We start from the raw sequence: 24,899 nt of genomic DNA, 5'->3' as shown, positions 1-24,899 counted from the left end.
TCGATCCTAGTAATGGGTGGTAACTAGGATCTTCTTCAGAAAAAAGAATCCTTCTTAAATCTTAAGAAAGGACGTTAACTAAGGAAATCTTATCATTTAGTATTTTAGAAGTCAAATAGATTAAAAATTAGTAAGTAATACATCTATTGTTGCTTATGGTACATCCTCCTATAAAAATAATAAGGAGGATTATATTGGTTTTCATTCGAAAATAAAATCTCCCTTACTGTCAGACCGTTTAAGGTATTATTTTTCGCCTATAAGATGCTCTACAATTTGGTTGAAGGCATTTTTACTTAGTCCCTTTTTATAGCATGTAATAAAGTCACAGATTAAGATTTCAATAATGCTTCGAACATCAAAAGGATATTCAACATTTAAATCCTCCAAATCAGCTACAAATACTTCAAGTCTAAGCGCCAATTTCCTATTTAATTGAAACTGAATACCAACGGTTTTTGTTTCTGATTTAGATATTAACTCGAGTTCTGTCTCATACCTTTTTACAATTGGTAGTCTTTGATCCCTCGCAAGGAGACCTTTATATACAGTGATGGGGTCATATTTTTTTCTTAAACCAATTAAAAAATCCTCAATTAAAACCAATACAAGGCTGTGAAAGTCGAAGGTAATACCGCTTTTTTCTGATATATCCTCACATAACAATTCCCCTCTAAGGAAAATGCTTGATGGTAGCTCTATTTCATATTCCTGGTAGCTTTTTTGAGTCATTAACCTTAAAAAGCGATTGGTTATTTTTTGAGAAAAGGATTTCGTACTGGCAGCAAGGTTAATTTCTTCTAATGCGGAGTTATAGACGTTAAGTTTTTTATGACTCATCGTTATTCGATTCCTTCCGCTTTAAGCATTGTAATAAGAATACGGTGTGCAGCTTGCCTTCGACTACAATCCCATTCGATCGTTAAAGAATCAATTTTTTCAGTTGAGTTGAGATTTAATTTTGCTGGAAAGGATTTATCAGAACTTGAAGGATAATCAACTAATGGAAAATGGGTACCCAGCTGTAAACCTCTTTGTATGAGATATGTACATAGATGTGTAGGATACATTTTCTTCTCTTTGGCCACTTTTCGTATAAGCTGCCTTTCCTCCAATGTGAGTGGAATTTTGATGTTTGTCTTCTTATCGCTTCTAGTAGCCCTCTTCGGCTTGTCTACCGGTTGTTTCCGAACATTATGATTAACCTCTTCATTTGGTGCGTCTTTTCTAAAAATAGGATTTAATGTCATCTTACACCCTCCCCCTCTCCCCTTTAGCCCCTTTTTCCTCCATTAAACTAGGGTCAAAGAGTCATATAGTTATATAATCAATCTATTCAAGATGACAGAGAGATAGTACGTATAAAATCATCTTTTTTGGACAAGTATGGTAAGAACGAACATTTCCTACGAAAGAGGTTAGAAATATGTGGAAACATAAGAGTTTAGCTGAGCAAGGCGTTTCTTCTAGTGACGCAAAAAAACTTGCTAAATACGCTAAAAAGAACCGAAAAAAGATAAAAAATTTAAAAGTTGTTAAATAGAAATGAAACAAAAAAGGAGATGTAATACAAGCAATGAATGACTTGTTTACATCTCCTTTTTACATCATATATTAACGAATGTTGACTTCCCTCTATTTCTAATTACCCTAAGAAAGTTCGACTTGATGGATTATTTACTGAGGAATTTTATAGCGTCATATGTACTATTCTCCTTCAGAGATACGATTTAGCAATGAACTATTCTCTATACGAAGTTGGTTAACCTCACTTTGTAATGCTTCAATTTTATCGTAAAGTTCTTTTTGATCACTTCTATTCTGGTCATATAGTTGCTCCCTTAGTTCCCGTTCACTTTGCAACAAAGCCTTCTGTTTATCTATTTCAGCTTGTTCTTGAGCCCTAGTCAGATTCATTTCATATTGCAAGCTGGTACTTCGTAATTTTTCCTGTAACTCTTTAACTTGAGAAGCTAGATTTTCATTTTCTTCTTTAACAGGCTCTTGTTCTTCCAACTTATTTAATAATCCTACAATCTGCTGATTTAATTTATCTTTCTCTTCCTTATGTTCTACTTTCAATTCATCCATTTGGTGCTGGGATCGTTCTTTGTCTGACACGTTTTCTTCTCTTAATCTTTGTTGGTCTGCATCCAATCTATTTTTCTCGCCTTCAAGGCGCTCGATGTCCTTACGTAATTGGGTTTCTAATTTATCAAAACCATCTACTTTATTCTGAAGTTGTAGTATATTGCTATTAGCATCTTGAATGGTTTGTTCTCGTACTTCTAATGACTCCTCAAGGGATCTAATTGATTCTTTGTATTGCTTCTCTTTATTTTCATGGTCTTTAATCGTTCTCTGTAAATTCTCATTCCAATTATTTTTTTCAACAGCAATCCTGTTCATTTGATTAATAAATGTATTAGTGATAAGATTCGTGGCATCTTTTAGGGCAGATACGTCGCTAGAGAAATGTTTTCTAAGATCAACAGAAATTTTCTCTTTATCTAGGACTAATTCATTCGTAGATAGCTTTTGAACAATTTCCACAAACCATTCGTTATGATCTTTACCCGATTCTTTAATCAGTTTATCAACGATTTCATGAGTTTCTGGTCCAACTCTAAACCCTTTAACCTTTTTTTCGAATTTTTCCCCTATATATTAAATCTCCCTTCAAACATAACTTATACCTAATATTATAAACATGTGTTAATACAAAAAAACACCTGTTAACATAAATTTACTTTATGTAACAAGGTGTTAACGGAGTTAACCTTAATAAATTTAGTATACATGTAATAATTGTTGATTTGAAAAGAGTATAAAAATACCTCACAAGATAGTTTGTTAAGGTAATGGGTTCTTATCCTAACTATATTTTTATATTATAAAATAGTTTGATCATTTTCTACCCGTTTAGCTCCACAATCGCGCTTAGATCTGAACAAAGAAGGCAAGCCAGTTTATTCAGGCTTGCCTCTAATTTATATGATGAATTATTTAAAAATGCTGCAGGTTATCCGCGTCTTCCGCCTCTACCGCCCTGTTTTGCTCCAGTGTTACGATTAAGGGTAAACAAATTCTCTTCACTAGTCTTTAAAAAACGAGACATCTTATCTTCAAAACTTTCCTTTGATTTGAAATTGCCTTTTGAACGAAAGTCTTTGGAACGGCTATCAACGCTTCTTTGGAGTGGTGGGCGTTGTGAATAAGAAGAGGTTTGTCCTTCGGGTCTATCTATAGCTTTTTTGATGGACAAGGCAGTTTTTCCGTCTTTCTCACTAATCACTTTTACTTCAATTTGGACGCCTACTTTAAGATGGTCATTAACATCTTTTACATAGCTATCTGCTACCTCGCTAATATGCACAAGACCTCTTGAGCCTCCAGGTAATTCTACGAATGCTCCAAAACTAGTGATTCCTGTTACTTTACCTTGTACCTTGCTCCCTACTTCAATTGACATAAAAATAATGTTCCCCCTCAATAAATGTTAAAAACACTTCATTATAACAAATCGAGTGAAATAATAATATCAATTGGAGTTGTTTTCCTCTTATTTGTTCTAATTTGTTCCTTCTAACCAAAAGCAAAAGCACATTTCTAATGCTTAGTTTTCCATCGAATGGTTCTTCTGAATTTAATTTTGGAATTTCCAAAAATCAATACTATTGTTTAGCAGGGTCAAATAAAAAAATGCGCTAATCCTTATTAGAGAATTCCGCTCTATTGTTTAATACTTCTACTTTTAATGACTGTTTCTCCAGGAGTAAATGCCTCCCATTGATTATATTCGGTTTTAATGTCGGTAATTAGCCAATTAGTATATGGGGATTCATTTTTCTCAACTGTAATTACCTTTTTCCATTTACCAAAGTTTGCATACGAAGTAAGTAAATTATAAGAAACAGTGAACTTTATTTTTGTGTCGTTAAGAATCTCTTTACTTTCAATTTGAAAATTATCAACCCACGGACTTGATTGACCTGTACCCCAGCCCCTTTTCTCATATTGAGCTCGACTCTTCTGTTTTAGTGAAGAAGATAGCATAGCAAACTGGACAGCACCACTTCTATTTTCAACACCTAATATCCATAATTCTACAGCCTTATTAGGATCCTCAACACGTAACCCAGATAAAAATGAAGTTACTTGTTTTTCGCATTGGCTCTCAGTTTCAGCAACTGAAGTTGTAGTGTTTAGAACAAAAATTAAAAGCGAAAGGAATAATATACGCATATAATCACCTCTATGCTTAAGTTTTCCATTCAATCAAATATATTATCCCTTTTCTAAAAGGCAACCAACTTCAATTTAAGCGCTCTATTGTTGAAGATTGGACGTAGTAATATCAAGAAATTGTTATCAAGTAAGAGTTCCTGAAAACCTCAAGACTTTTCCGTTCATTTCAGATTTTATTTTCTTCATACCGTTCTTAAGATAAAAAGAAATTGCGTTATGGTTACTTGGTGAAACCCTTAGATGATATTCATTCACTCCATTATTATTAAAGAATTTAAGTGCATAGTTGTGAAGTAAAGTACCATACCCCATACCTCGTTTTTCAGGAATTAGATAATATAAGTTAACATAACCAATTTGCTTTCCATCATATTCTTTCAACGTTAGTTCAAGTTGACCAATAGGCTGCTGATTTTCTACAGCTAATACAAAACCCTCTGGGTACCTCTTCGACTGTTGTTTTAACCAGTCCAGATAATCTTCTTCATTTCCAAAATCATTATCAGATCCAAAGCTAACAATAAAAGAATCTTTTCTAAATTGGATTACATAATCTCTATGTTCCTTTAGATCAATTGGTATGTATTCCATACAATCACCACCCATACACGAATAAAAGTTCTTCAAATAAATCTAATTAACTTCAAAATTTAATGCTTAACATAATAGAAGCGTTATCCTTATTCATGAATAGCGCTTTATTGTTGAAGATGGTTATGGAACTAAAGCTACCCGATAGCTTAATAAGCATATCCGTTTATTAAAGTATTACTTGTCTTTTTTAGCATCAAACTTTCTTGAACTGTAAAGACATAATAATCCAGATACCAGAGAAATGAGAAAAGGAATAATTGCAAGTAAAGGCATAATAATTGCCCAATAAAGTAAATATGCACTTATTGCGAATATTAAACAACTCACTATAAATAAAAAACTCGATGCAAACTCTTTTAATGCAAGCAAAGTATCCACCTCCCTATATCACATTAATTTTAGCATTTCCTTTTTACCTAAATGCTTCTTTAGTCCAAGAAATTCTATAAAAGGAGTTTTAATCCTTCGCTTTACTACTTACTAAACTACAATGGTTTTGTGTTTTCTTGCTCTTGTTACATATTTATCGTTAATATGACATTCTCTTAACGATACAAGAATTAATAATTTACTTACAAATTGTAAACATTAATTTAAAAAGGATGTTGATTAAAATGTATAAATTTATAATAGTTTCTTTAATATTTACTCTAACGTTTTTCTATTCCAATGAAGTGTATTCACTTACACAAATCGAAAATATAGACAATGCTAAAGCAAGTAACCCTACTGAAGAGTTTATTGTCAATATTTTCGCTAGAAAGATAATAGATGCTATAAGAGATAACTACAGTTTTAGCGAATCTGAATCTGTAGGATTTGAATTGATTAACCTAGAGGTAAATGAAGTCTCAAATGAAGAAGAGTCTTATTACGAGATAAATTTCAAGGTAAACATTTTAGGGGATAAATCAAAGCATATAAGTGTAGACAAATTAACTTTTAAGCTAACAAATAGTTCGAATTTATTCTATAACTTTTCACCTGAAGAGAATATTATAATGGTAAATTATATAAAAGGTAAACCATATAATAGCAATTAAAAATCATTTCTTGTTAGCCTATACTGCCCTGTTAGTTTAAGAGTAACTCTTCACATTCTCAATTTCATTCTAATTGATCTTCTCCAATCTGGCCTTATTACTGAATAGGCGCTAATCCTTATGAAAGGATTGCCCCGTTTGCGGATATACGAAAATTGGTTAACCCTCAACAAGCCCGTAGTATTTAAAAAGTTTACCTTCCGATTCTACAAGTAAAATTGGTCCTCCAATTTCTTCTTTTTCTTTAACCGAAAAGATTTTTGCAACAACAGGCAATTTGTTCGACATTTCATCTTCAAAGTTTGTATCTGTATCGTTTTTTGTTTTTATTTCTCCTACCTGTTTGTCTTTTGTTAAGGTTAGTTCTTCAACCCAATCAATTCCAGTCTGATAAATCACTCCATCGAACTGAAATATATCAGCTTCAGGGTCTAAGTTTAAAACCTCTTCCGCATTAGGATTTTCAGTTTTATGAACTTTTACTTTACCTTTATCCGATGAATTAGAACATCCAACAGCAGTTAATAAAACGAAAATAGCCAAACCAAAAAATAATCTTGATACTCTCACGTTATCCCTCCTTGGATTGTTAGACGGATAAAGGCTAAATAAGTTACCTAGTTGTTCCGTTAAATGGCCCGTTTGCGGAAAAAGGTGTCCTCAAAAGCTTGTATAGAACTAATTTTCAATCTGTATAAAAAATCTACTCTTGTCAGACTTAATAGTTAACATTGGCCGATGGTGTGGTTCCAAACCTACAATTAAAGTTAAAACACCTTATTTAGGTAAATTGTAAAATATGTGATTCATGTTTTATAAAAAAAGTAGTTCAATTAGAAACATTGTTAACTGAACTACTTAATAAAACTATAAATTTATTTATTTTTCATCATCTTTATAAAAGGGTCAACCAACATAGGATCATAGTGCTTACACCGGAGGTATAAAATTTCATTTAGTGCTCTCTTATGTGTATACGCCTTTTGATAGCTTCGTTCATTAGTCATGGCATCATAACTGTCAACAATACGTAACATTCTTGCTTGTAGCGGAATGTCCATTCCTTTTATTCCATATGGATATCCTGTACCATCAAAATTTTCATGATGGTACAGGAGTCCATCTAAAAAGGTCTTTGAATAGTTCAGTTCTTTTAACAGCTCATACCCATAGATTGTATGTTTAAAGAACAATTGTCTTTCATATTTTGTTAGAGGGCAAATTTTATTTAAAACATCAAATGGTATTTCTAATTTTCCTATATCGTGTAGTGTTCCTAATTCAAACAGTTCATTCAATAATGTATCATCTAAATTTAAATAAAGGCCGAACTTATAAAGGAGATCAGCAACTCTAAAAGAGTGTTGATATGTATAAACATCATGAATAAATAACTTCTCAATAGAGTCAAAGAGACCTGGTTTTTCCTTAACTTGTTTCATTAGGTTTAAGCCTCCCTCTCCATTCATTTGAAAAACGATAGTTCTTTACGTACAAGAGCTTCTGATGTGGGTAAATAAAATGATGTAGCTAAACTATCCTTTACAAGGTCTTCCTCTACACAAATAAACACTTTAAAGGGTAACGTATCTAGCAATAGTTCTCGTTGAATAACTTCAGCAATGGAGAGAGTAGAAGTAAATATTGTTATAATTATGTTGTTTTGTTCAAAACCATCAACTTTGATGTTCTTATTATTGTTCTCATAAACTGTCTTCCACTGTTTAAGTTTATCGCGTAAGAAACCTAGGAAATCTTGATTCATCTGAGCTCTTTCAATTAGAAAATTCAATTTACCCCTAGGTGTTTTTATCTCCGCTATACCAAGCGGTTTACGAATTAGTCTATTGTTTTCTACTAAGGCATTCCATTTCCAATTTGCAATTGCTTTGCGTTCAACCAACTGACATCTTAACTCATTCATCGCTACGTAGCGCTGCACAGCACCAATGCCAAGAGAATCCCACTTATTAGGATCCATGAAGAACTCATGATTATAATAGTGTTTTAAAAGTTTGTATCCAGCTATTCCAATAGTGAATGGAGCGGGAGGTTTATATTTTTCCTCCTCATCCGATCGTATTCTGACTTTCCACCTATCAACCAGTCCATATATCCGAAATTTATTTAGTTTTTTGGATACGTCTGAGCGACTCATCTTTGAAGACAAATATCTTCTTAATTGTTCTTCGTTACAACAAATAGCGTCACCTAAAACTTTAAGAACCATCATGTCCTCTTCTTTAATGATTCCTTTTATACATAAAGATAAAACTGCTTCAATCGTCGTGTAAGGTTTGTACCCCTTTGGTAATAACTTATATCCAGAAAGTAAAGGGTGATCCCAAAAAGGTATCTCCCCTTCTTTTGAAAAGAAATAAGGAATTTCTTCAATTTCAGTATTCGTTTGGTTTGTCATTACTCAAACAAAAATCCGCCAAGATCTTTACGATTCTTTTTACCTCTTGGATATCCTGTGATCACGACTTTACAATGGCGGTTCTTTTTATCAATAGTTCTAATTCTGCATGTTACAATATCACCAACTACTGGTTCTTCAATATTTGAAGGTTTTAATCCTTTTACCTCTAGACCATTGTCCAGTTTGATGAATATTCCATGAATCGCATGAACGGTTGTAACTTTACCTGCTATAGCCCTTGCGTTTCTTAACGGTTCTAATTGATTAAATGGATCTTCTGTTGTTGCTCGTTTAGATACTTGTACTAAATTACGTTCCTTATCTATTCTAATAACCTTTACATCAACTGGAGTGCCTCGATCTACAAGACTAGCAATATCACGTACACGTCCGTGATCCCAGTCATTTCTTCTCATAAAACAGTCCATACCATTTATACGAACAAAAATGTTTTGAGTCTCCGGATTATAACCTGAGATAACTCCTTGGTAAGTAGTCTCACTTAGCTTATCTTTTTGATCTGCATTAATTAATTCTTCCCAGAAGACCTCTTTCTTTATTTGATCTGCTTCTCTAACGCTTATAAAAGCTATTTGATCATCAAGTAAGATATCTTGAACAATAAATTCTTGAAAAGAACCAACAAAACCAGATAATGAGCGAAACTCGTGTTCTGAGAATTCATGAGCTGAGCAGTAAGCCTTTATAGAGCTATTTTCAATAAGGAACTCAGCTACTTCCATTTCTTTTTGAACGTATTTACCTTCTTCTAATACTCTAGTGCTCTTTGTTGAAACCGATGTAACAACCCCTTTTAAAATCTCTCTATTTCTGCGTGCAGCAGCTAAAACCTCTAGTTCAACATCATCTGTCCAAGACTGCTTTAATGTGCCTTCCATAAAAAACCTCCTGAAATGTGTTGTAATAGTGAAGAAAATATAAAAAAGCACCCAAAAACATGCAATAGCGCTAACTATTGTTGTTTTTGGGTGCTTCCCAAATATATTAAGAATGTTATATTTTTCACTTTAAATTTTGTTTTATTGTATATTACATCCTAACAGAATGCAATCGTCATTAAAAGTTATTCTTTGTAATCATTCAAAAACTCATCAAGATCTAGTTCACCTTTTGGTGAGGGAAAGGCATTCTCAGTTTCTAACGTTATATCAGAGACATGTTTCTTTAATTCTTCGAACATTTGCTCTTGGTCAACTGATAATTCGCTCGTAGCAGTTACCTCACTATTAACTTCTTTCCCGAAGATTTCATCGAGAAAATCATCACCTGATTGTGAGTCTACCACACTAGGAATATCATACGGAATATCATACTTCTCTTCTGCAATTGAAGTGGATATAGGATTTTCGTTTTCATAAATCTTAACAGCAGTAATCTCCGAATCCTCTTCTATATTAGATAATGATCTTGTAGTTACTTCAGTATTATTATCTTCCCTTTGATCAATAATTGTAGGTACTTCAGTATGATTAACATTGATAACTTTAGCAGGAATAGTTCTTCTATAGCTCCTTAGACGATCAGTTGAGGATTGGTCAATTTTATATTTTACACTTACTGGTTGCTCTTGGTGATAATTCCATTGAGTCTCAAAATCATCGGAATCTAATTTTTCTTTCTTCTCTCCCTGTGATTGAGTATCATTTACCTCGTCTTCATCTAAAGGAGCGGTTATAAGATCTAGACTTGGATCTTCATGACCATTTAGTGATTTATTTCGCTCTTTCAACCATAGCCAACCATAATCTTCATTCACTGTGAATCTAGCCTTCTTAAATTCTCTTTTTGGAACAAAGTTTGCATTAACCTGCCGAACCGGTATCGGTCGATTTTTAACGACTAACTTAACAGCTGCCTGGAAAGGTTTTTGATAAATAATATCGTTCGGTGACATAATAACTTCCCTTTTTTTCGTGTAATTGCTGCCTGCTCTAGTTACAGGTGATTCTTGAAGAGGTGAAACAGACTGTTCGCTCATTGATTCTTCAAATACATCTTTTTCTCCGAAAATACCTGAAAATAGATCAGCATCAAATTCAGGAATATCACCATAGACCATCTTATGCCTAAGTGTTCCAAGTAAAGTATGCATATATTTATCACCGTATTTATCAGCCAGCTGAGCAATTGTTTGAGCTACTACTGTCACAATAACTTTATACTTACGAGATTGTGCTGGAAACTCCTTGAATGGAAGATAGATATAATCAGGGAATTCATCAACTAAAATATGATGATATGAACTTATATTTGGTTCACGTCTAAACACCGCATTTTGTAAATTAAGTAATACTAATTTACCAAGTACATTGGACAAATTTGCAAGTTCCCCCTTAGCGGTATTGCATAATAAGACACCACCGAATTCCAAGTGCTTATCGAAATCAAAATCAGATTTTCCAAAAAGAACACGACGAATTAATTTGTTTGCTCCAATATCATTAAGAATATTCCTTAAACCTTGAACGTATTCAGCTTTTGCATCGTAATAAACAGTATCCCCTCTAAATTCACCTTCTTTAACAACTTCAGCTTGTGCATTTTTCCCACCAGATGTTTTGGGTAATAGATTTGAGTCGAACCATTTATCAATCTGCTTAACTATATTCCAATGGTTACGTTCGTCACGATCTGTTATTGATTCAATATTTTCAGGGAACGTTTTCTTCAAGGTAACATGCATTCGTCTAACTAATTGAGGATCATCATACATATCAAGAAGCATATCGAATGTCACTTCTTTATTAGGATCATGTAATTTTAATAAATAGATATAATGCTTAAGATGGTTTCTTTCACTTTGTTGGAAGAAGAAGTTTCCTCCATTTCCTCCTTCTGCTAAACCTTCAATAACCATTGCGAATGCTTCTGCTACTTGTTCAACTGGACCCTTCATAGGGTTAATACTTGGTGTATCAGGATTGGTCGGATCAATATAAAAGACTGTTTCTTCCGGGATATTATGAGCTCTAACTAAATCGAATGTTTTCTTGCATAAATCATTGGATGGTTCAATAACTGTTATTCCATTGAGGTACATTCCTTTTACTTCTTCAGTATGGTAATCCGCCCTCTCATAGATACTTGAAAATTCGTTAATGAATTTTGTCATCCAATGAAGATCTTGATTCAATGTTGGAAGTGCTAACGCAGCGGTTTTACCACTTCCGATACTACCTATAATTACGTTATTTAGCGTTCGATCTCGTCCAGGTTGTATGAGTAATTCTTTTGTAACGGAATCAGGACCAAGTATAACGTCTGGCCAATGTTCTTCTGCTCCCATCATAAAGAAAAATTGTAAATGTTTTTGCTTAAATTCAAATTCAAAGAATATTTCTTTAAATGTATAGCTATGTTGGGAATACTGTCCAAAAAGCCATATAAGAAGTAATACCACGACTATAAGAGGTATAAATACGAGTAATACCATTAAATTTTGGGGATTACCGACTAAAACACCATGCCAAATATTCGTAACTTCAAGTTCCGCTACGTGTTTAAGGAGGTAAGGAACAACATTGTTATAAACAGGAGCAGTTAGTAACCATGTATAATAAGCGGTAATACCAGAAATACAAGTGAAAAAGATAATTACTCGCCAAGCACTACCTTGATATATTTTGAATTTGGTAGATATGAGCCATGTTCCTATACCAATTATAGTTATCATTATTAAACCTAATAAACTTGGTTTTAAAGGACTACCAAACAGAAGAAATACTGGGATGTCTTCTGTGAATTGACCTATCAATAATAAAGTAATGTTTGTTATCGCCCTAATGGATAAGATTAAAGTCAAAGTAATTAAAATGGAAACCGTCCAAAAAGGTAATTTACGCATAAGAGTGGAGTTGTCCTTCATAAGTAACTCCTTTCATTGCAGTATATAATCCGCTTTTTATATAGAATACAGGTTCCTTATTTAAGTTTTTCTTAAGTTCCTCGATATCCCCTATTAGTACATTGGGTGCAACAATCGAAAGGATATCATTTACTCTTTGATGACTCTCTTTATAGAGTACAAGAATCTTGCCAACTGGAACGTCAAATCGATTTTCTAAAGCAAGTCGAGATAGATTGTTTATCTTTTCCAAAGTTTGAGCGTTCCCTTCCTCAGCTAGTACCGCTAATACATTTTCTTTCACAGTTCCTGATTTATTGGAAATGCACGCTGCAAAGTCTGCGTAATACTCATGTTTTATGCTAGATTTCTCATAAACGCTATGTAGCGGTAATTTCTTAACGCTATATCCAAAGTAGTTATTGTGCTCTCCAAGAAGTGTGAACACTGTATTAGGTTCTAATCTTTTCATCCGCTCTGAATAAGGTTGTAGCCCAAGTATTACGTTGTTAAGCACGTTATGGACACGCTGTAGCGGTAGAATAAATACGGTTAAATTCTGAATGTGTAAGTCGTTTAAGTAAAAAAGTGTATTTTTCATATTTCCAACTCGTTTATTTCGTACACTACCGTAATTTTTCCTTGTACGAAAACTATCGTCAATGATTGTTAAGAAAACAACGTGTCTTTCGTTAGGGTTTTGCTTGCTGTATTTGATATATCTTTGAACCTTATCTTTAATGACACTAAGGTTTTCATTACCTGTATCAAATTCAATATTAAGATGCAGATTTCCTAATTTTAGTATCCAATCTGGTTTTACTAAAGTAAGATCGGGATTTTCTATATCTGTATATACGTATTGAGTAGGTACCAGAGATTCTATTTCAATAGAAATATTTTCAACGATTGCTCTAATAACGACTTCTTGGGTACCGAGAAAATGATCAATATTAGTAATACTAGAGAACTTGCTTATTTGAACATCGTCCCAGGAAGAAGGTAATAGACCATGCTGTATTAAAGTGTCTATTCCTTTCCTGGTAATTCTATAATACTTATATCGAAATCCATCGATACCTAATGTATATTCATAATCCTTAATTAGCTGGTAGTCCTTACGCCACCTTCGTATCTTCTCACTAAAGCTTTTTTCTTTCGTATTTGGTTCAAGAGCTTTTCTGTACATGTAGAGTTGCTGTGTTTTTAGCAATCTTTGGTTTGCAAGAAAGAGCAATGTGTTTAGATCATTATCGGATAATCTTGCTCCCTGACTTCTAGGGGAATGGTTTTTCGCTAGTAATTTCACATTATCAACCTCCAAAAAAAAGAACCCTCAACAAATAACCTATTTCAGGTTAAAGTGAGGGTTCTTTCCCATTTATTTTATTTGGTAACTATTATACATAAGGGTATAACTAAATTCTAGAACTATTGGGATTAGTGAATAAAAACACATATTGAGACTTACTTTAAGGTGAAATCAAGAAAAAGTATATGTTATTGGTTTCTTTTAGGATGAGTGTTACAGATTATTTAGGGTAAAAATGTTACTTTGTGAGACTTAATAAATACCAAGAAAAATATAGGGTAAAATGAGGTGTATTTTGTAAATAAGTCTCCCTTGGAAAATTGCTATAAATGTTAATATACCAAGGGTGTTGATTGTGGGGCCCATCCAACAGTCCAAGTCCAACATACTTTTGTTGTGTTTGGACTGTTGGGAGTGCTCCATTAATCGTTTATATTGCCCTTGGTGTTACCCATGGATTTAATATACAACCTTTGTCAAAGGGAAGTGTGAAAAATTGCAGGGTTTTTATAAAATACCTCCCCTTTTTCACAAAAAGTAACCAGAAGACCTGATGACCCTGAGATAACAATGAAATTTTTGACTTATATTTATAAAGAACAAGTAATAAGATACTGGAGGAGTTGTTTAAGTTTAGATATAATCTTATAAAATAGTAAAAAAATTGAAGTTGATAACCAAATGTTTTCCACCTTAGCATCATTAGATCTTGAGATACAGCTTCACTTCGTAAAGTAATATAAACCCGATTTTTATTGTTGCAGTAAATGCGTAAATAATTGCGGCAATACATATTTTGATGATAACAATTTTACCAAATTAATACAAATGCAGTTATTAGCTATAAATTAGCGTTTTTAAAGCTATAAATATAAGTTTGACTTTTAATCTATAACTATATATTTTAAATCAAAATATATTGCGGTAATAATTTACGCAATTCACAAACGCATATATATCAAAGGTTTTATGGATTGAGTATGCATGAAAGTTTTGGGTTGACTGGATAGTTTTGCTAATGTATCCTTATGTTATGATTCTATTTCCGCAATAACTTCCGCAATAATTACTGGTAATAACGTCAATTATTGCGGAAAATGATTTGAGGAGGGTCTTATGACAAAGGAAGAAATATTAGACATTCTTAAGGAACGACTTGGAGAAGCAATATATATTCTTATCGTTCTTAAAGAAGGTCCATTATTAAAAGAACAAATTAAGGAACGGGCTAATGAGTACTATAAATCTAAAGGTAATAGCGATGCTGATTTAATCCCTTCTCGACATATACTAGATATCTATACAGCTAGATTAGAAGGTGCAGGTTTAGTGAATGTAAGTGAGATTGGTAGAGCTAGAGTTTACGAACGTTCCCAACTAGCTGAAGTATTAATAAATCATATTAAAATAAGGCCTATAAAATAATTCATTGAAAGGATGTAATACTATGACTATTACAGTTAATCAACAGAATTTATTGGAAAGATCTGATATAAATTTCTCTTTAAAGTTTGGCTATCTAGGACTAGGTATGGGTGGATGCTCAATTGCTGCTGAGTGCGCTAACCTAAAAACCAATGTAAAAAATGGACACTTCCCCTACAACGGATTATTAATTAATACAAATAACATGGACTTCGAAAAAATAAATGTTATTAACCCTAATATTGAAAAACTCCAAATTGGTAATGGTAAAGGTGCAGGAAGGGATATTGAAGTTGGAGAACAAGCATTTATTGATAACCAAGATGAAATTATAAGTGTTATCAAAAAGCAATTTTCCGATAGAGATTTCATCTGGATTGTTGCAGGTTTAGGTGGAGGAACTGGAACAGGAAGTGTTATTGAATCTATAAAATCTCTACATAATAATGGATTTAAGAAAAAATTCGGATTAATTCTAACCCTTCCACGTAATAAAGAAGGCTCAACAGTAATAAGCAATGCTCTTGAACGACTCCAACGTATTTCAAAAGCAATGCAAGGTTTGGGTTCTATTATCCTTGTAGACAATCAAAAGCTATATGATAAATTCATAAAAGAGAATCCTGAATCTTCACTAGCTGACTATTTAAAATTCAGTAATACCTTTGTTGCAGAGACTCTTCACGAATTAAATGTTGTAACAGCAAGTTTTAAACCATACGGAGATTCTCATTTCGATTCAAGTGAATTTGAAAACTTAATTAAGACCCCTGGTATCCTATCTCTTTCTAAATACTCTGTCAAAGATTCTAAAATTGATCTTGCCAACGAATCAAGTTACGTACCAGAGTTTACGGATTCCATTAATAACGGTACTCTTTCAGATGGTTATAACTTAGAAAATGCTACAAGAGCCGCAGCAAGTGTTATTGCGAATAAACCTACTGCTCAAAGGGTCTTTACATTAAGTTTTACAGATAAAATTGAAAATATTATTGATGATAAATCACCTCTTGCTGGTGAGAAACCAATTGCAACATATATAGATGATAAGGCTAAAGGTGTACATTTTTACACTGTATTTGCTGGTCTTAAATTACCTAAACGTATTAATGAGCTGGTCGTTGAGAATAACCGTTTATCAGCGCTACTTGAAGAAAAAGACGAAGAAGATGATGTTCTCGCATCCTTACAGACGTTCAAAAGAAAGAAAAAACAAGAAGATGATTTTGATGATCTTGATTCTCTTCTAGATAGTAACAATAATGATGATGAATTAGATTTTGGGGATACGAAGTCTAAGCAAGAAGAATATGATCCAATTAATGATTTATAAATCTTATTAAGAAGTCTCCTTTTGGAGGCTTTTTCTATTATTTTAAAGTCAATAAATTACATTTTGGTTCATATTATACATTTGGTTGGATGTTATGTAATCTTTATTTGCCTTTCCGAAGAAAACATAGATTTCAACTAGGTTTATAAAGGTTATTAACCCTCTAATTTAAGTCCAAGATGATACACCTTTCGTACAATTCGAAGCTTTCTACATAACAACCACAGAATGTTTTCATTTTGAACTCCCCTTATGAATTTCTGTTGTATACATTGCGGTATGACTCCATTTCATATTTGAACTTATAAAAGCTTATTTTACAGGATAGTTGCCTTTATTCACATAAAAGGACAACAATAAAAGCCTATGATCACCCAAAAGTGATCATAGGCTTTTATAATACGTTAATCAATGTGTGAAGTGCCCCCGTAATAATGATAATTAATGAAAAAGCTACAATACCTAAGTCAATTTTTCGTTTTGTAGCTTCCTTTATGGAATAAAGCAAATAGATCACCCTTTTTATTTTGTTTATATACTATCCACTTTGCCAAAATGCATTAAAAGAAATCTTAATTAGCTATCGCTACGCTACGTTCCCTTCTTGTAACGCTAATAATAACAAGTTTTCTGTTAAATTACTGTAATTTAGCGCTGCGTAAAAATCAATGACATTGCACACCGCTACTAAGTATTACCGCTACATAATTATTGCGTTATTTACTGTTACTCATTGTTGTTTATCGGTTAAATGGCGTTATAGCTCTATAAGTTTCGATTGATTGAGTCGTCGTATATTTTGCTGAGTTTGAATGTAAATGAATATATTGTATAGCTGCTTAACGATTGCGTTCCGCTTCGTTTCCTGGTGGAAACTATAGCGTTATGTAGCGTTGGATTGCTGTAACGCTTGAAAAATAAAGGTTTTGAAGGTATTATTGATATTAAATTGTAGAATCCTACAAAATAGGGGGTGACATAATGGTAGAACTTGATATAAGAGAACTCCTTGAAGGTGAATTTGAGGGTGACAATGTAAGGAAAGAGATAACTTATGCTAAATTAGAAGAAGATTTATATACTGATGGGATTTTAAGTATGCATCCAGATACTACGTATAGTACAACAGAAGCTGCTAAAATTATTGGTAGATCGGACTCGACAATCCGAAATTACTTCAGGACTGATCTTGATGAATATATTGAAGCTGAACGACATGGGAAGTTTTATAGGTTAAACTATAAAAGTATTTTCAAGTTACATATGATTTTACTTCTAATCGAAAAAGCAGGTAAATCTACTTCAGATATTTCATATTTTGTTGGTATTTCTCCATCAGTTTCTGTAAGTAATGGAAAAAGGACTGGTAGGGTAATAAATGAAGAAAATTCGGTAGATGAATATAATAACAGACTTAAGCAGATGGAAGAGGTCATTAAACACTTTCATTATCAAATAGAAACTAATAGCAATCACTTAAAATATTTAACAGAAAAAGATAAGTTAAGTAGTATTAAAGAAGAACTTGATTTCTTAGACAGTCAGTTAATTAATGCGGAATTAAGAAAAGATCAATTAGAGTTAAAAAGACAGCTTGTTATTTCTGAAGAAAAAAATTACCGATTATTAGATATGTCTTTGAGAAATACTCAACAAAATAAATCCAGTGGATTTATCGGTAACTTATTGTCAGCTTTTAAAGGGCAAGAGCAGGTTGATGTTGAAAAGGTAATCCTAAATGCTAAAAACGAAGCTGAAAAAATCGATGCTTCTGCGAAATCTGCTGGTATTGAACAAGAAATCCAAAAGATACAACAAGATATTGAAAGTATAAGAGAAAAAAAGGTAAAAATTAAAGAAATGTATGATCAGCAGAAGAGTATTACCGATAATTCACTGAAAATGATTGAGGTTACTTCTGTTAAAACTGAAGAGAATGATGAATAAATTTAACCCGATTTTCGGGTTTTTTTCTTGCCGGAATTTCTGGTATGAATTAAAATTTCCTTGTTGACTTAATTTACTTATCAGAGAAATTTAGGGTATTATTTTACCGCAAAAAGAATGGTCAAAGATCATTGGTTAACAAGGTAATTTTAATTGAGTAATACAAAGAAAACACGTTTTTATGAATAAAAAAATGATATAGTTGAAGTAGATTAGTTTGAAAATAAAATCTTTAGAATGGAGTAGAGGGATGCTATTTGGTTATGAAAAACATCTGGTCGAAAATAACAAGAGTTTAGATACAATTGAAAGCTACACTAAGACAATCAATCAGTTTTTTACATACGTCGATAGTATAAAAAAGGTGAAACCCGAACTCCATGAAATTAATCCAAGAGATATTAAAGGTTTTCTTGATTATAAATTGAAGGTTGGAAAAAATTCAGTTTCAACTATAAATAAGCATTTAACTATACTAAGTGGTTTTTTTGATTATTTGTGGCAATCAAATAAAATACCGGTAGATCCTGCAGCAAAAATCAAAAGGTATTCTGACTCAACTCAAAGAGTAAAAACATTAGAATATGAATCCTTATTAGATGTGAAAGAGAAAGTTTTAAATAACACAAATTATTCTAATTTAAGAAAAGCTATCTTTATACTAGCTATGAAAGGGTTTAGAGCTCAACAGTTCCAGATAAAGAAAAGTAATATAAAGGAAACACCAACTAATATTATTACAATTAAGTTAGAATCGCATGAAGTAGAGTTAAGTAAAGAGGATTCTGAACACTTTATAGCATATCTCTATGATTCTTACTTCAATACAAGCGACTTCCTTTTCATAACAAAGAAAAAAGGTGAGAAGTATGTACCTATTGAGTTAATGTCAATATATACTCATTTAAATGCAATTAGTAAAGATTATGGCTTTAAAGAAAAGCTTAATTTAAATGATATGAGGCATGCTTACGTATTTTATCTTAGGAATAAAGAACAATACTCGATTGATAAAATTAGTAACACTTTTGGTATTAATTATGAAAGTGCAGCTCAGTTATTAAAGAGTACAATAAACTTATATGAAACTGGTTGAATTATAGGATAGTAGCATTTACAATAAAAATTACAATTATATAAGATGGATGGGAAAAGCCCAAATAGATAGTTATCTTACCAAGATAACAGGTTCTATTTGGGCTTTTTTGTGTAAAAGGAGGCTATAAGATGTGCTTGCACATGACCTAAAGCAATGTCAAAGAAAAAGCTTAATAGATTTAATAATAGCAGCTCTAATTAGCAATGGAGAAATAACAAGAGGAGACGAAGCAATGGTGTTTACCTGTTCTTTTAATATTGAAAAATCATACTATTTACTTAGTTATTTAAAGCAATATTCCCTACAAGATATAGTTTCTGTTAAATCAAAAAGAGAGCAAATTACTATCATAAGTCCTATCTTGGAAGAAGTATATGATGATTGGTACGAAAAAGGGGTTAAGAAATTTAGTATCAAAGGTGATAACTCATTATTAACATTTAATTCAATTATAACAAGTATTAATCTTTTTGGAGAAAGAAAAGTAGAGGGTGTTTCCATATTTACTTCAACTGATAAAAGATATTTAAAAAACCTTGCTTATTCATTAGAAAAGATTCTTGGAACAACAGTTCTTCCGTTAAAAAATAACATTAAGATACCTGATTTTACTTCATGGTTTCTAAAGTCATACAAGTATCTATCTGTTTTAAATAGTGCGGAAATGAGTAACTTTTTAACCAATCAAGAGAAGAAACAGATTATAAGGGAAGTCAAAGGAGAATAAGATATGTACTTTGCAAAATACCTAATGTTATCTTCTATTGCCTTTTTATTATCAGCATGTACTGAAGATGAGTTAGTGAAAAAAGCCTTGGAGATGAAAGAAGAACAAGCAAAGGAGATTATTGCTGCCGAAAATGAAGAAAAAATGGTTACTGAAAAACAAAGGCAAATCTTAGAGGACTTGAAAAAACCATTAAACGATGTGTTAAAAGATAATGAATTGGAAAAACAAGATATTCTTGCTGCAGGTAGTACTATAACTGCAAAAGAAAGTTACTCTGATCCAACTGAATTTGCAAGATTGACAGGAAGAATGTTATTCGATTTTAATAGCAGTTCAATCTCACCAGAAGAGTATTATACATTTTTAGAAAAGTATGCTTCGAAGCAAGTGCATGAGGATCTTCTGAAAGATAAAAATAATGCCATTATGATTTTTGAAAACATTCAAAACATCCTCAACGAACAGAAGATGAATAATACAAAGTATGCACTTACACAAGTAACTCTTAATCAAAACGGAAAGGAAGCTTACTTCTATAGAAAGGTAAGTTCCGATAATGAAAATCAATATTACGTTACAACTTTAGTTTTAGAAGATGATGTTTGGAAATATGATTCAGATGAACCATCAATGCCGTTTGAAGAAGACAATGAAAAAATAAATTGAGAATGTGGAGGAATAGTAATTGGAGAATATTAAAGAAATGAATTTATATGATTATACTGAACAAAAAATAATGAGTCACTATCAGAATAATCCTGAATTCAACAAGACATTCATAAGATTGGAAAGGTATTATCAGACTAAATTAGGTCTTACTGTAAAAGAGAGTCATTTAGAGAAATTTAAAGAGCTTTTTTTTCAAGCGCTAAAGCACAATTCTTTAATGGGTATTTTATAATTCAAGAGTTGCTATCCAAGGAAGATACTCTGATTAAGGATGAATGGTTAACCCAACCAGATGGCTTTATCACTCAGCAAATTCCTCAATTAATTAGAGACATAACTCATGAGGAAGATGAAGTTATATATTCCCCAGATATGAGAAAATTTAAGATGTGGATGATAACTACTTATGAAGATGTGTTAGGCGATCTAAATCAAACAGCCTTCGATATACTTTGCCTTGGAGCTAAACAAGCTCTATTAGATTTAAGAGAAAATAGAGGATTGCAACCATTAAGTGGAAATGAAGAGATGGGGGTCCTTTCTGATTTTGCAGACTTAAATTTTATTACACCCCAGGTATTTTTAGATATTCAATTGATGTCACAGAGTACGGAGTCATGGAATTTACACTTTTGGGACTCTGTTAAAACGAGTGATATTAAGGCTGGTGAGGTAACCTTGATGACTATTACTCAAGATGTGAAAATTATTTATGACTTGAATATTTTATTATCTAAAAGAATTTATGAAAGTGAACGGAAGGTTATTATAGAATCAATACTTTACTTAGTAATGGAGAGAAATGATATACCTAGAGAACATATTATGTTAAGATACGCAACTATTGAAGATTTTTATGTGTTTGTTCAACGATAATATGTACTTAAATATTAAACCTCCGATTGAATATTCTCCCCTTAATTAGTGTGGAAAGTTGTTCTAAAGTGAATGATAACACACTAGTTTATAATACGTTAAAACAAGTGAACTGAGAAAATCCATTCTTTCTTAAGATGGATTACTAAAAGGTTATATGATATATTTTAGATCTACATACTATTTTTAAAAGTTGAGGTGCCAAGATGAATAAGACTGATTTAGTGAAAGCTGTATCATCACAAACTAAGTTAACACAAAAAGACGCTGCAAGGGCTGTAGACACAATATTTGATACAATTTCTAATAACTTAGCAAACGAGGAGAAAATCCAATTAATAGGATTTGGTACCTTTGAAGTTCGTGAACGTTCAGCTAGAAAAGGCCGTAATCCGCAAACAGGTGAAGAAATAGATATTGCTGCATCAAAAGTTCCTGCTTTTAAGCCGGGTAAAGAACTGAAGGACGCTGTTAAATAAAGTAGATATTTAGCATAAGTCTGACACTCAAAAGATCCGAGTTGTCGTCTAAAAAAGGGCCCGTTAACCATGTTGCTTGGAAACAAATTAAAGTAAATGAATATAAATTATGTTTACCTGTTCTTAAATATATGCTCAGTAAAAAATAATCGCAACAAATGAATACATAAAGCATATTATCATTTTTTTCATGTTGAGAAATGTGAAATAACTGGATACATAACTATATGACAACAAAATACTATGCGGAATCGCTAAACGATAACCTATATTTTAGGCTGCTGTTTAGCGGTTTTTTATTTATATAAAATTACACTTTTTTAAGTTTGATAAGAAAGGTGAACGTTAAATGGTAGGGAAATTAAGTGAGATAGAAGTAGTTAAAAATGACGTAGAAAGATTAATCTTATTACGGAAAAGGTTAAATAAAAGTCAATATCAACTTGCAATGGACATTGGTATTTCTGCTAGTTATCTAACTCAGATTGAGAATTATAAATTCCCTTTCACTAACCAGTTGAAAAATCGTATTAATAATTTCTTGAAAATGAAGGAAGAGTTGAATGAAGCAGATTTATTTAGCAATTTCAAGTGATGTGGAATACCTTATAAGCGAGCTGAAGGAAGCAGATAAAATTAATGAATATACTTATAAAGTAATAAATAAAAAAGAGATAAAATCAGCTCTTAAAGAATTTTATTTCCTACTTATAGTGGATCAGGACCATTTAGATGAAAAAATTGTATCAACTATTATGAAAGTTAATAAATCAACCTCTAAGTTGTGGTACATACACTCGAAATATAAAAATGAAATCACAAATCATATTTCAACGTTTACTGATATAGATTCTCTTATTCAATTTATACAGCTATCTGATCTAACTAATAATTCCTTATTTCAAAATGTATCTTCAGATGGCGATAAAGAAAATATCTTAGGTCATGATGCGGTTAACAAAGAAGCTGAGAACCAGTTGGTAACAGAAATAAAGGACACAAATAGGAGTGGTTTAGATATAAAAAAGGCACAACCTGAACCTGTTAAAGTCTCTAATATTAAGGGGAAAAGGGATTTGTCGAGATCCGACGATAGTATGGGAAAAGATACTTTCCAGAAAGGCTTTTCAAAAGAAGAGGCTGACGAACTAAAGGTTCTTTCTTCTGATATAGCTACTGAAAATAATGGTACAGAGGATGAATCCAAAAAGGCTTTTTATGTTAAGAGAGCTGCGGACATACGGAAAGAATTGTTTAGTGAAATGAAATGGTCACAAAATAAAACTATTGGAGTATGGTCTCCTTTACATAGATTAGGTACAACAACGTTCATAATAAACTTTGCCATATATCTTGGGAGAATGAAGGTTAACACAACTGTTATTGAGTCTTTAACTAAATATCAAATGTTAAATACGACTTTAACTAGGTACAAATCTAAACCCTTGAATTGGAGTTCTTATATTGAGGCTCTTCATGACAGCACCGTACAGGGAAAAAAGTTAACTGGGAGTATGAAAAGGTTACTTGGTTTCCGCTTGGTGAAATCGATAAAGATATTGAATGGGCAGACTTTATGATAGATGAAATTTTTAAGAACGTAAAATACTTTGATATAGCACTTGTCGATTTACCTGGTGGTCCAATGGATGACTATACTTTATATACATTAAATCATGTTCAAGAGTTGTGGGTACTGGTTGATGATTCTGTTCACCAAATGGTAGCTTGGAAAAATTATATTCACCAATTACAAGAGGATTATGATATTGACATTAAATTAATATTTATAAGGGCTTTTCCCTTCAGTAAACCTAAAAAATTAGCAGAAGATCTAGAAATACACCTTTTTGAGACAATTCCAGATTTATCTCAAGCAGCAGCTAAAAATCACTATATGAAGTATCCACTATTAGACTATAAAAATGTTTACGAATTACTTCAACATCCATTTGAAACACTAGGAAAACATTTAGTTGAAGAATTGAATACGAAAAAACCAACTATAAGTAGGTTACTATCAAAATTCCGCTCTTTATTTTAGATATCACCTTGATTGCTTTTTGAGTATAGTGATATAGTTTAATATGTTAACTATTATTTTTTTATTTAATTGCAACCATTTAGGGTTAGCGGGATTCTATTAAACTATAAGCGGTCTTTGGGCTCGTAGATTAGTACTTTATGTGCTTTTTCTGTCGTCCAGAGTCCGCTTTTTTTTATGACTTTGGGGGTGTGAGTTTAGATATTAAATTATAACATAGAGATTAAAGAAAGTTTCTTATAGGTGGTATAAGATCAATTCTACTAGGTACAAGTGTCATGGCTCCATTAGCAACAAATGGTTTTGTTAAAGGTGACTTAGTGAGTGGGATTTTAAAGGTAAAAATTATTCAAGTGAAAATAATCATAGATAAAGAATCTAACAAGATTCTAACCTGTTTCTGTTATTGAATGCATGACTAGCCGTTTACGGATTACGAAGGAAGGCAGTAGGCCATTTTTGAATTATTCATTTACTTATATTCAGGCACCAGAAAACTAATAGTTATAGGTTAGGGGAAAATCGAAAAAATTTAAGGAGGGCAATTCATTTGCATAATTCTATGAGAAGAACAAAGGTCAAAAACTGGTTTGAATTTTATCGAGTTGCTTGTCCTGTATGTGGTAAGACGGGGGGTTGCTTGATGCATAAAGATGGTGATGCTGTTGCTTGTATTCGTGTTAGTAGCGACCGCTACTTTAGTAAAAATTCAAGTCTACCAAGTTATCTTCACTACTTAAAAGGTGAAAAGAAAAGAAAAAAATAACTACTCAAGATATCCCTGCTTATTCAGGGGAAGAAAAACTTAAT

At 32.2% G+C, this 24,899-nt stretch carries 27 protein-coding genes; 14 read left to right on the top strand and 13 right to left on the bottom strand.

All coding sequences use genetic code 11. The features are described 5' to 3' along the window. Positions 1-246: 246 nt before the first annotated feature. From AC0L8O_RS27320 to AC0L8O_RS27290, 7 genes are all read right to left on the bottom strand, one after another. The gene (locus tag AC0L8O_RS27320) at positions 247-840 is read right to left on the bottom strand and encodes a hypothetical protein (protein WP_251683029.1); all 594 of its coding nucleotides are present in this window, start codon (positions 838-840) and stop codon (positions 247-249) included. 2 nt (positions 841-842) lie between these two features. Further along, the gene (locus AC0L8O_RS27315) at positions 843-1,250 is read right to left on the bottom strand and encodes a hypothetical protein (protein WP_251683028.1); all 408 of its coding nucleotides are present in this window, start codon (positions 1,248-1,250) and stop codon (positions 843-845) included. 457 nt (positions 1,251-1,707) lie between these two features. After that, positions 1,708-2,553 carry a coiled-coil domain-containing protein gene (locus AC0L8O_RS27310; protein WP_251683027.1) on the bottom strand — a complete coding sequence of 282 codons (846 nt, stop codon included), beginning with the start codon at positions 2,551-2,553 and terminating at the stop codon, positions 1,708-1,710. Positions 2,554-3,022: 469 nt separating this feature from the next. Further along, positions 3,023-3,472: a S1 domain-containing RNA-binding protein gene (locus AC0L8O_RS27305; protein ID WP_251683026.1), complete on the bottom strand. Its 450-nt coding sequence runs from the start codon at positions 3,470-3,472 to the stop codon at positions 3,023-3,025. 260 nt (positions 3,473-3,732) lie between these two features. Further along, positions 3,733-4,245, bottom strand: coding sequence for a hypothetical protein (locus AC0L8O_RS27300; RefSeq protein ID WP_251683025.1), 513 nt, complete (start codon positions 4,243-4,245; stop codon positions 3,733-3,735). Positions 4,246-4,371: 126 nt separating this feature from the next. Beyond that, complete coding sequence (locus AC0L8O_RS27295) at positions 4,372-4,839, bottom strand: GNAT family N-acetyltransferase (protein WP_251683024.1); 468 nt, start codon at positions 4,837-4,839, stop codon at positions 4,372-4,374. A gap of 177 nt (positions 4,840-5,016) precedes the next feature. After that, the gene (locus AC0L8O_RS27290) at positions 5,017-5,211 is read right to left on the bottom strand and encodes a hypothetical protein (RefSeq protein ID WP_251683023.1); all 195 of its coding nucleotides are present in this window, start codon (positions 5,209-5,211) and stop codon (positions 5,017-5,019) included. 245 nt (positions 5,212-5,456) lie between these two features. Between AC0L8O_RS27290 and AC0L8O_RS27285 the strand changes: the two genes are divergently transcribed. Next, on the top strand, positions 5,457-5,885 hold the full coding sequence (locus AC0L8O_RS27285; protein WP_251683022.1) for a DUF3888 domain-containing protein: 429 nt from the start codon (positions 5,457-5,459) through the stop codon (positions 5,883-5,885). A 159-nt stretch (positions 5,886-6,044) separates the two neighbouring features. On the opposite strand, the gene AC0L8O_RS27280 is transcribed toward AC0L8O_RS27285, so the two are convergent. The 6 genes from AC0L8O_RS27280 to AC0L8O_RS27255 all read right to left on the bottom strand — a co-directional run bounded on the left by AC0L8O_RS27280 (position 6,045) and on the right by AC0L8O_RS27255 (position 13,481). Continuing rightward, complete coding sequence (locus AC0L8O_RS27280; protein WP_251683021.1) at positions 6,045-6,455, bottom strand: hypothetical protein; 411 nt, start codon at positions 6,453-6,455, stop codon at positions 6,045-6,047. Positions 6,456-6,760: 305 nt separating this feature from the next. Beyond that, complete coding sequence (locus AC0L8O_RS27275; RefSeq protein WP_251683020.1) at positions 6,761-7,327, bottom strand: HD-GYP domain-containing protein; 567 nt, start codon at positions 7,325-7,327, stop codon at positions 6,761-6,763. A 23-nt stretch (positions 7,328-7,350) separates the two neighbouring features. Next, a complete protein-coding gene (locus tag AC0L8O_RS27270) occupies positions 7,351-8,304 on the bottom strand; it encodes a hypothetical protein (protein WP_251683019.1) in 954 nt (317 codons plus the stop codon). Beyond that, on the bottom strand, positions 8,304-9,206 hold the full coding sequence (locus AC0L8O_RS27265) for a S1 RNA-binding domain-containing protein (RefSeq protein WP_251683018.1): 903 nt from the start codon (positions 9,204-9,206) through the stop codon (positions 8,304-8,306). The genes AC0L8O_RS27270 and AC0L8O_RS27265 overlap by 1 nt, the downstream gene beginning before the upstream one ends. A gap of 185 nt (positions 9,207-9,391) precedes the next feature. Continuing rightward, positions 9,392-12,193, bottom strand: coding sequence for a type IV secretory system conjugative DNA transfer family protein (locus AC0L8O_RS27260; RefSeq protein WP_251683017.1), 2,802 nt, complete (start codon positions 12,191-12,193; stop codon positions 9,392-9,394). Beyond that, the gene (locus AC0L8O_RS27255) at positions 12,165-13,481 is read right to left on the bottom strand and encodes a replication-relaxation family protein (protein ID WP_251683016.1); all 1,317 of its coding nucleotides are present in this window, start codon (positions 13,479-13,481) and stop codon (positions 12,165-12,167) included. Before AC0L8O_RS27255 ends, AC0L8O_RS27260 begins: the two co-directional genes overlap by 29 nt. A 1,119-nt stretch (positions 13,482-14,600) precedes the next feature. Here AC0L8O_RS27255 and AC0L8O_RS27250 point away from each other — a divergent pair. The 13 genes from AC0L8O_RS27250 (at position 14,601) to AC0L8O_RS27190 (ending at position 24,855) form a co-directional block, all read left to right on the top strand. Then, positions 14,601-14,909, top strand: a complete 309-nt coding sequence (locus AC0L8O_RS27250) for a cell division protein FtsZ (RefSeq protein WP_251683015.1) — start codon at positions 14,601-14,603, stop codon at positions 14,907-14,909. A gap of 22 nt (positions 14,910-14,931) precedes the next feature. Beyond that, the gene (locus AC0L8O_RS27245) at positions 14,932-16,245 is read left to right on the top strand and encodes an FtsZ/tubulin family protein (protein ID WP_251683014.1); all 1,314 of its coding nucleotides are present in this window, start codon (positions 14,932-14,934) and stop codon (positions 16,243-16,245) included. A 981-nt stretch (positions 16,246-17,226) separates the two neighbouring features. Then, complete coding sequence (locus tag AC0L8O_RS27240; protein ID WP_251683013.1) at positions 17,227-18,192, top strand: hypothetical protein; 966 nt, start codon at positions 17,227-17,229, stop codon at positions 18,190-18,192. Positions 18,193-18,442: 250 nt separating this feature from the next. Then, the gene (locus tag AC0L8O_RS27235) at positions 18,443-19,288 is read left to right on the top strand and encodes a tyrosine-type recombinase/integrase (protein ID WP_251683012.1); all 846 of its coding nucleotides are present in this window, start codon (positions 18,443-18,445) and stop codon (positions 19,286-19,288) included. A gap of 133 nt (positions 19,289-19,421) precedes the next feature. Beyond that, a complete protein-coding gene (locus tag AC0L8O_RS27230; RefSeq protein WP_251683011.1) occupies positions 19,422-20,018 on the top strand; it encodes a hypothetical protein in 597 nt (198 codons plus the stop codon). 3 nt (positions 20,019-20,021) lie between these two features. Then, positions 20,022-20,687: a hypothetical protein gene (locus AC0L8O_RS27225; RefSeq protein WP_251683010.1), complete on the top strand. Its 666-nt coding sequence runs from the start codon at positions 20,022-20,024 to the stop codon at positions 20,685-20,687. Positions 20,688-20,706: 19 nt separating this feature from the next. Next, complete coding sequence (locus AC0L8O_RS27220; protein WP_473449822.1) at positions 20,707-20,922, top strand: hypothetical protein; 216 nt, start codon at positions 20,707-20,709, stop codon at positions 20,920-20,922. Positions 20,923-20,930: 8 nt separating this feature from the next. Beyond that, the gene (locus tag AC0L8O_RS27215) at positions 20,931-21,566 is read left to right on the top strand and encodes a hypothetical protein (protein WP_473449820.1); all 636 of its coding nucleotides are present in this window, start codon (positions 20,931-20,933) and stop codon (positions 21,564-21,566) included. A 206-nt stretch (positions 21,567-21,772) separates the two neighbouring features. After that, on the top strand, positions 21,773-22,045 hold the full coding sequence (locus AC0L8O_RS27210; RefSeq protein WP_251683008.1) for an HU family DNA-binding protein: 273 nt from the start codon (positions 21,773-21,775) through the stop codon (positions 22,043-22,045). A gap of 349 nt (positions 22,046-22,394) precedes the next feature. After that, positions 22,395-22,640 carry a helix-turn-helix domain-containing protein gene (locus AC0L8O_RS27205; protein WP_251683007.1) on the top strand — a complete coding sequence of 82 codons (246 nt, stop codon included), beginning with the start codon at positions 22,395-22,397 and terminating at the stop codon, positions 22,638-22,640. Beyond that, positions 22,609-23,625 carry a hypothetical protein gene (locus AC0L8O_RS27200; RefSeq protein WP_473449818.1) on the top strand — a complete coding sequence of 339 codons (1,017 nt, stop codon included), beginning with the start codon at positions 22,609-22,611 and terminating at the stop codon, positions 23,623-23,625. The genes AC0L8O_RS27205 and AC0L8O_RS27200 overlap by 32 nt, the downstream gene beginning before the upstream one ends. After that, positions 23,622-24,089 carry a hypothetical protein gene (locus AC0L8O_RS27195; protein WP_473449816.1) on the top strand — a complete coding sequence of 156 codons (468 nt, stop codon included), beginning with the start codon at positions 23,622-23,624 and terminating at the stop codon, positions 24,087-24,089. Before AC0L8O_RS27200 ends, AC0L8O_RS27195 begins: the two co-directional genes overlap by 4 nt. A 550-nt stretch (positions 24,090-24,639) precedes the next feature. Continuing rightward, complete coding sequence (locus AC0L8O_RS27190) at positions 24,640-24,855, top strand: hypothetical protein (RefSeq protein WP_473449814.1); 216 nt, start codon at positions 24,640-24,642, stop codon at positions 24,853-24,855. The last annotated feature ends 44 nt before the right edge of the window (positions 24,856-24,899 follow it).

This window comes from Metabacillus sp. KJ11-3 (assembly GCF_055808295.1).
This window is presented reverse-complemented; position numbering and strand designations above follow the sequence as displayed.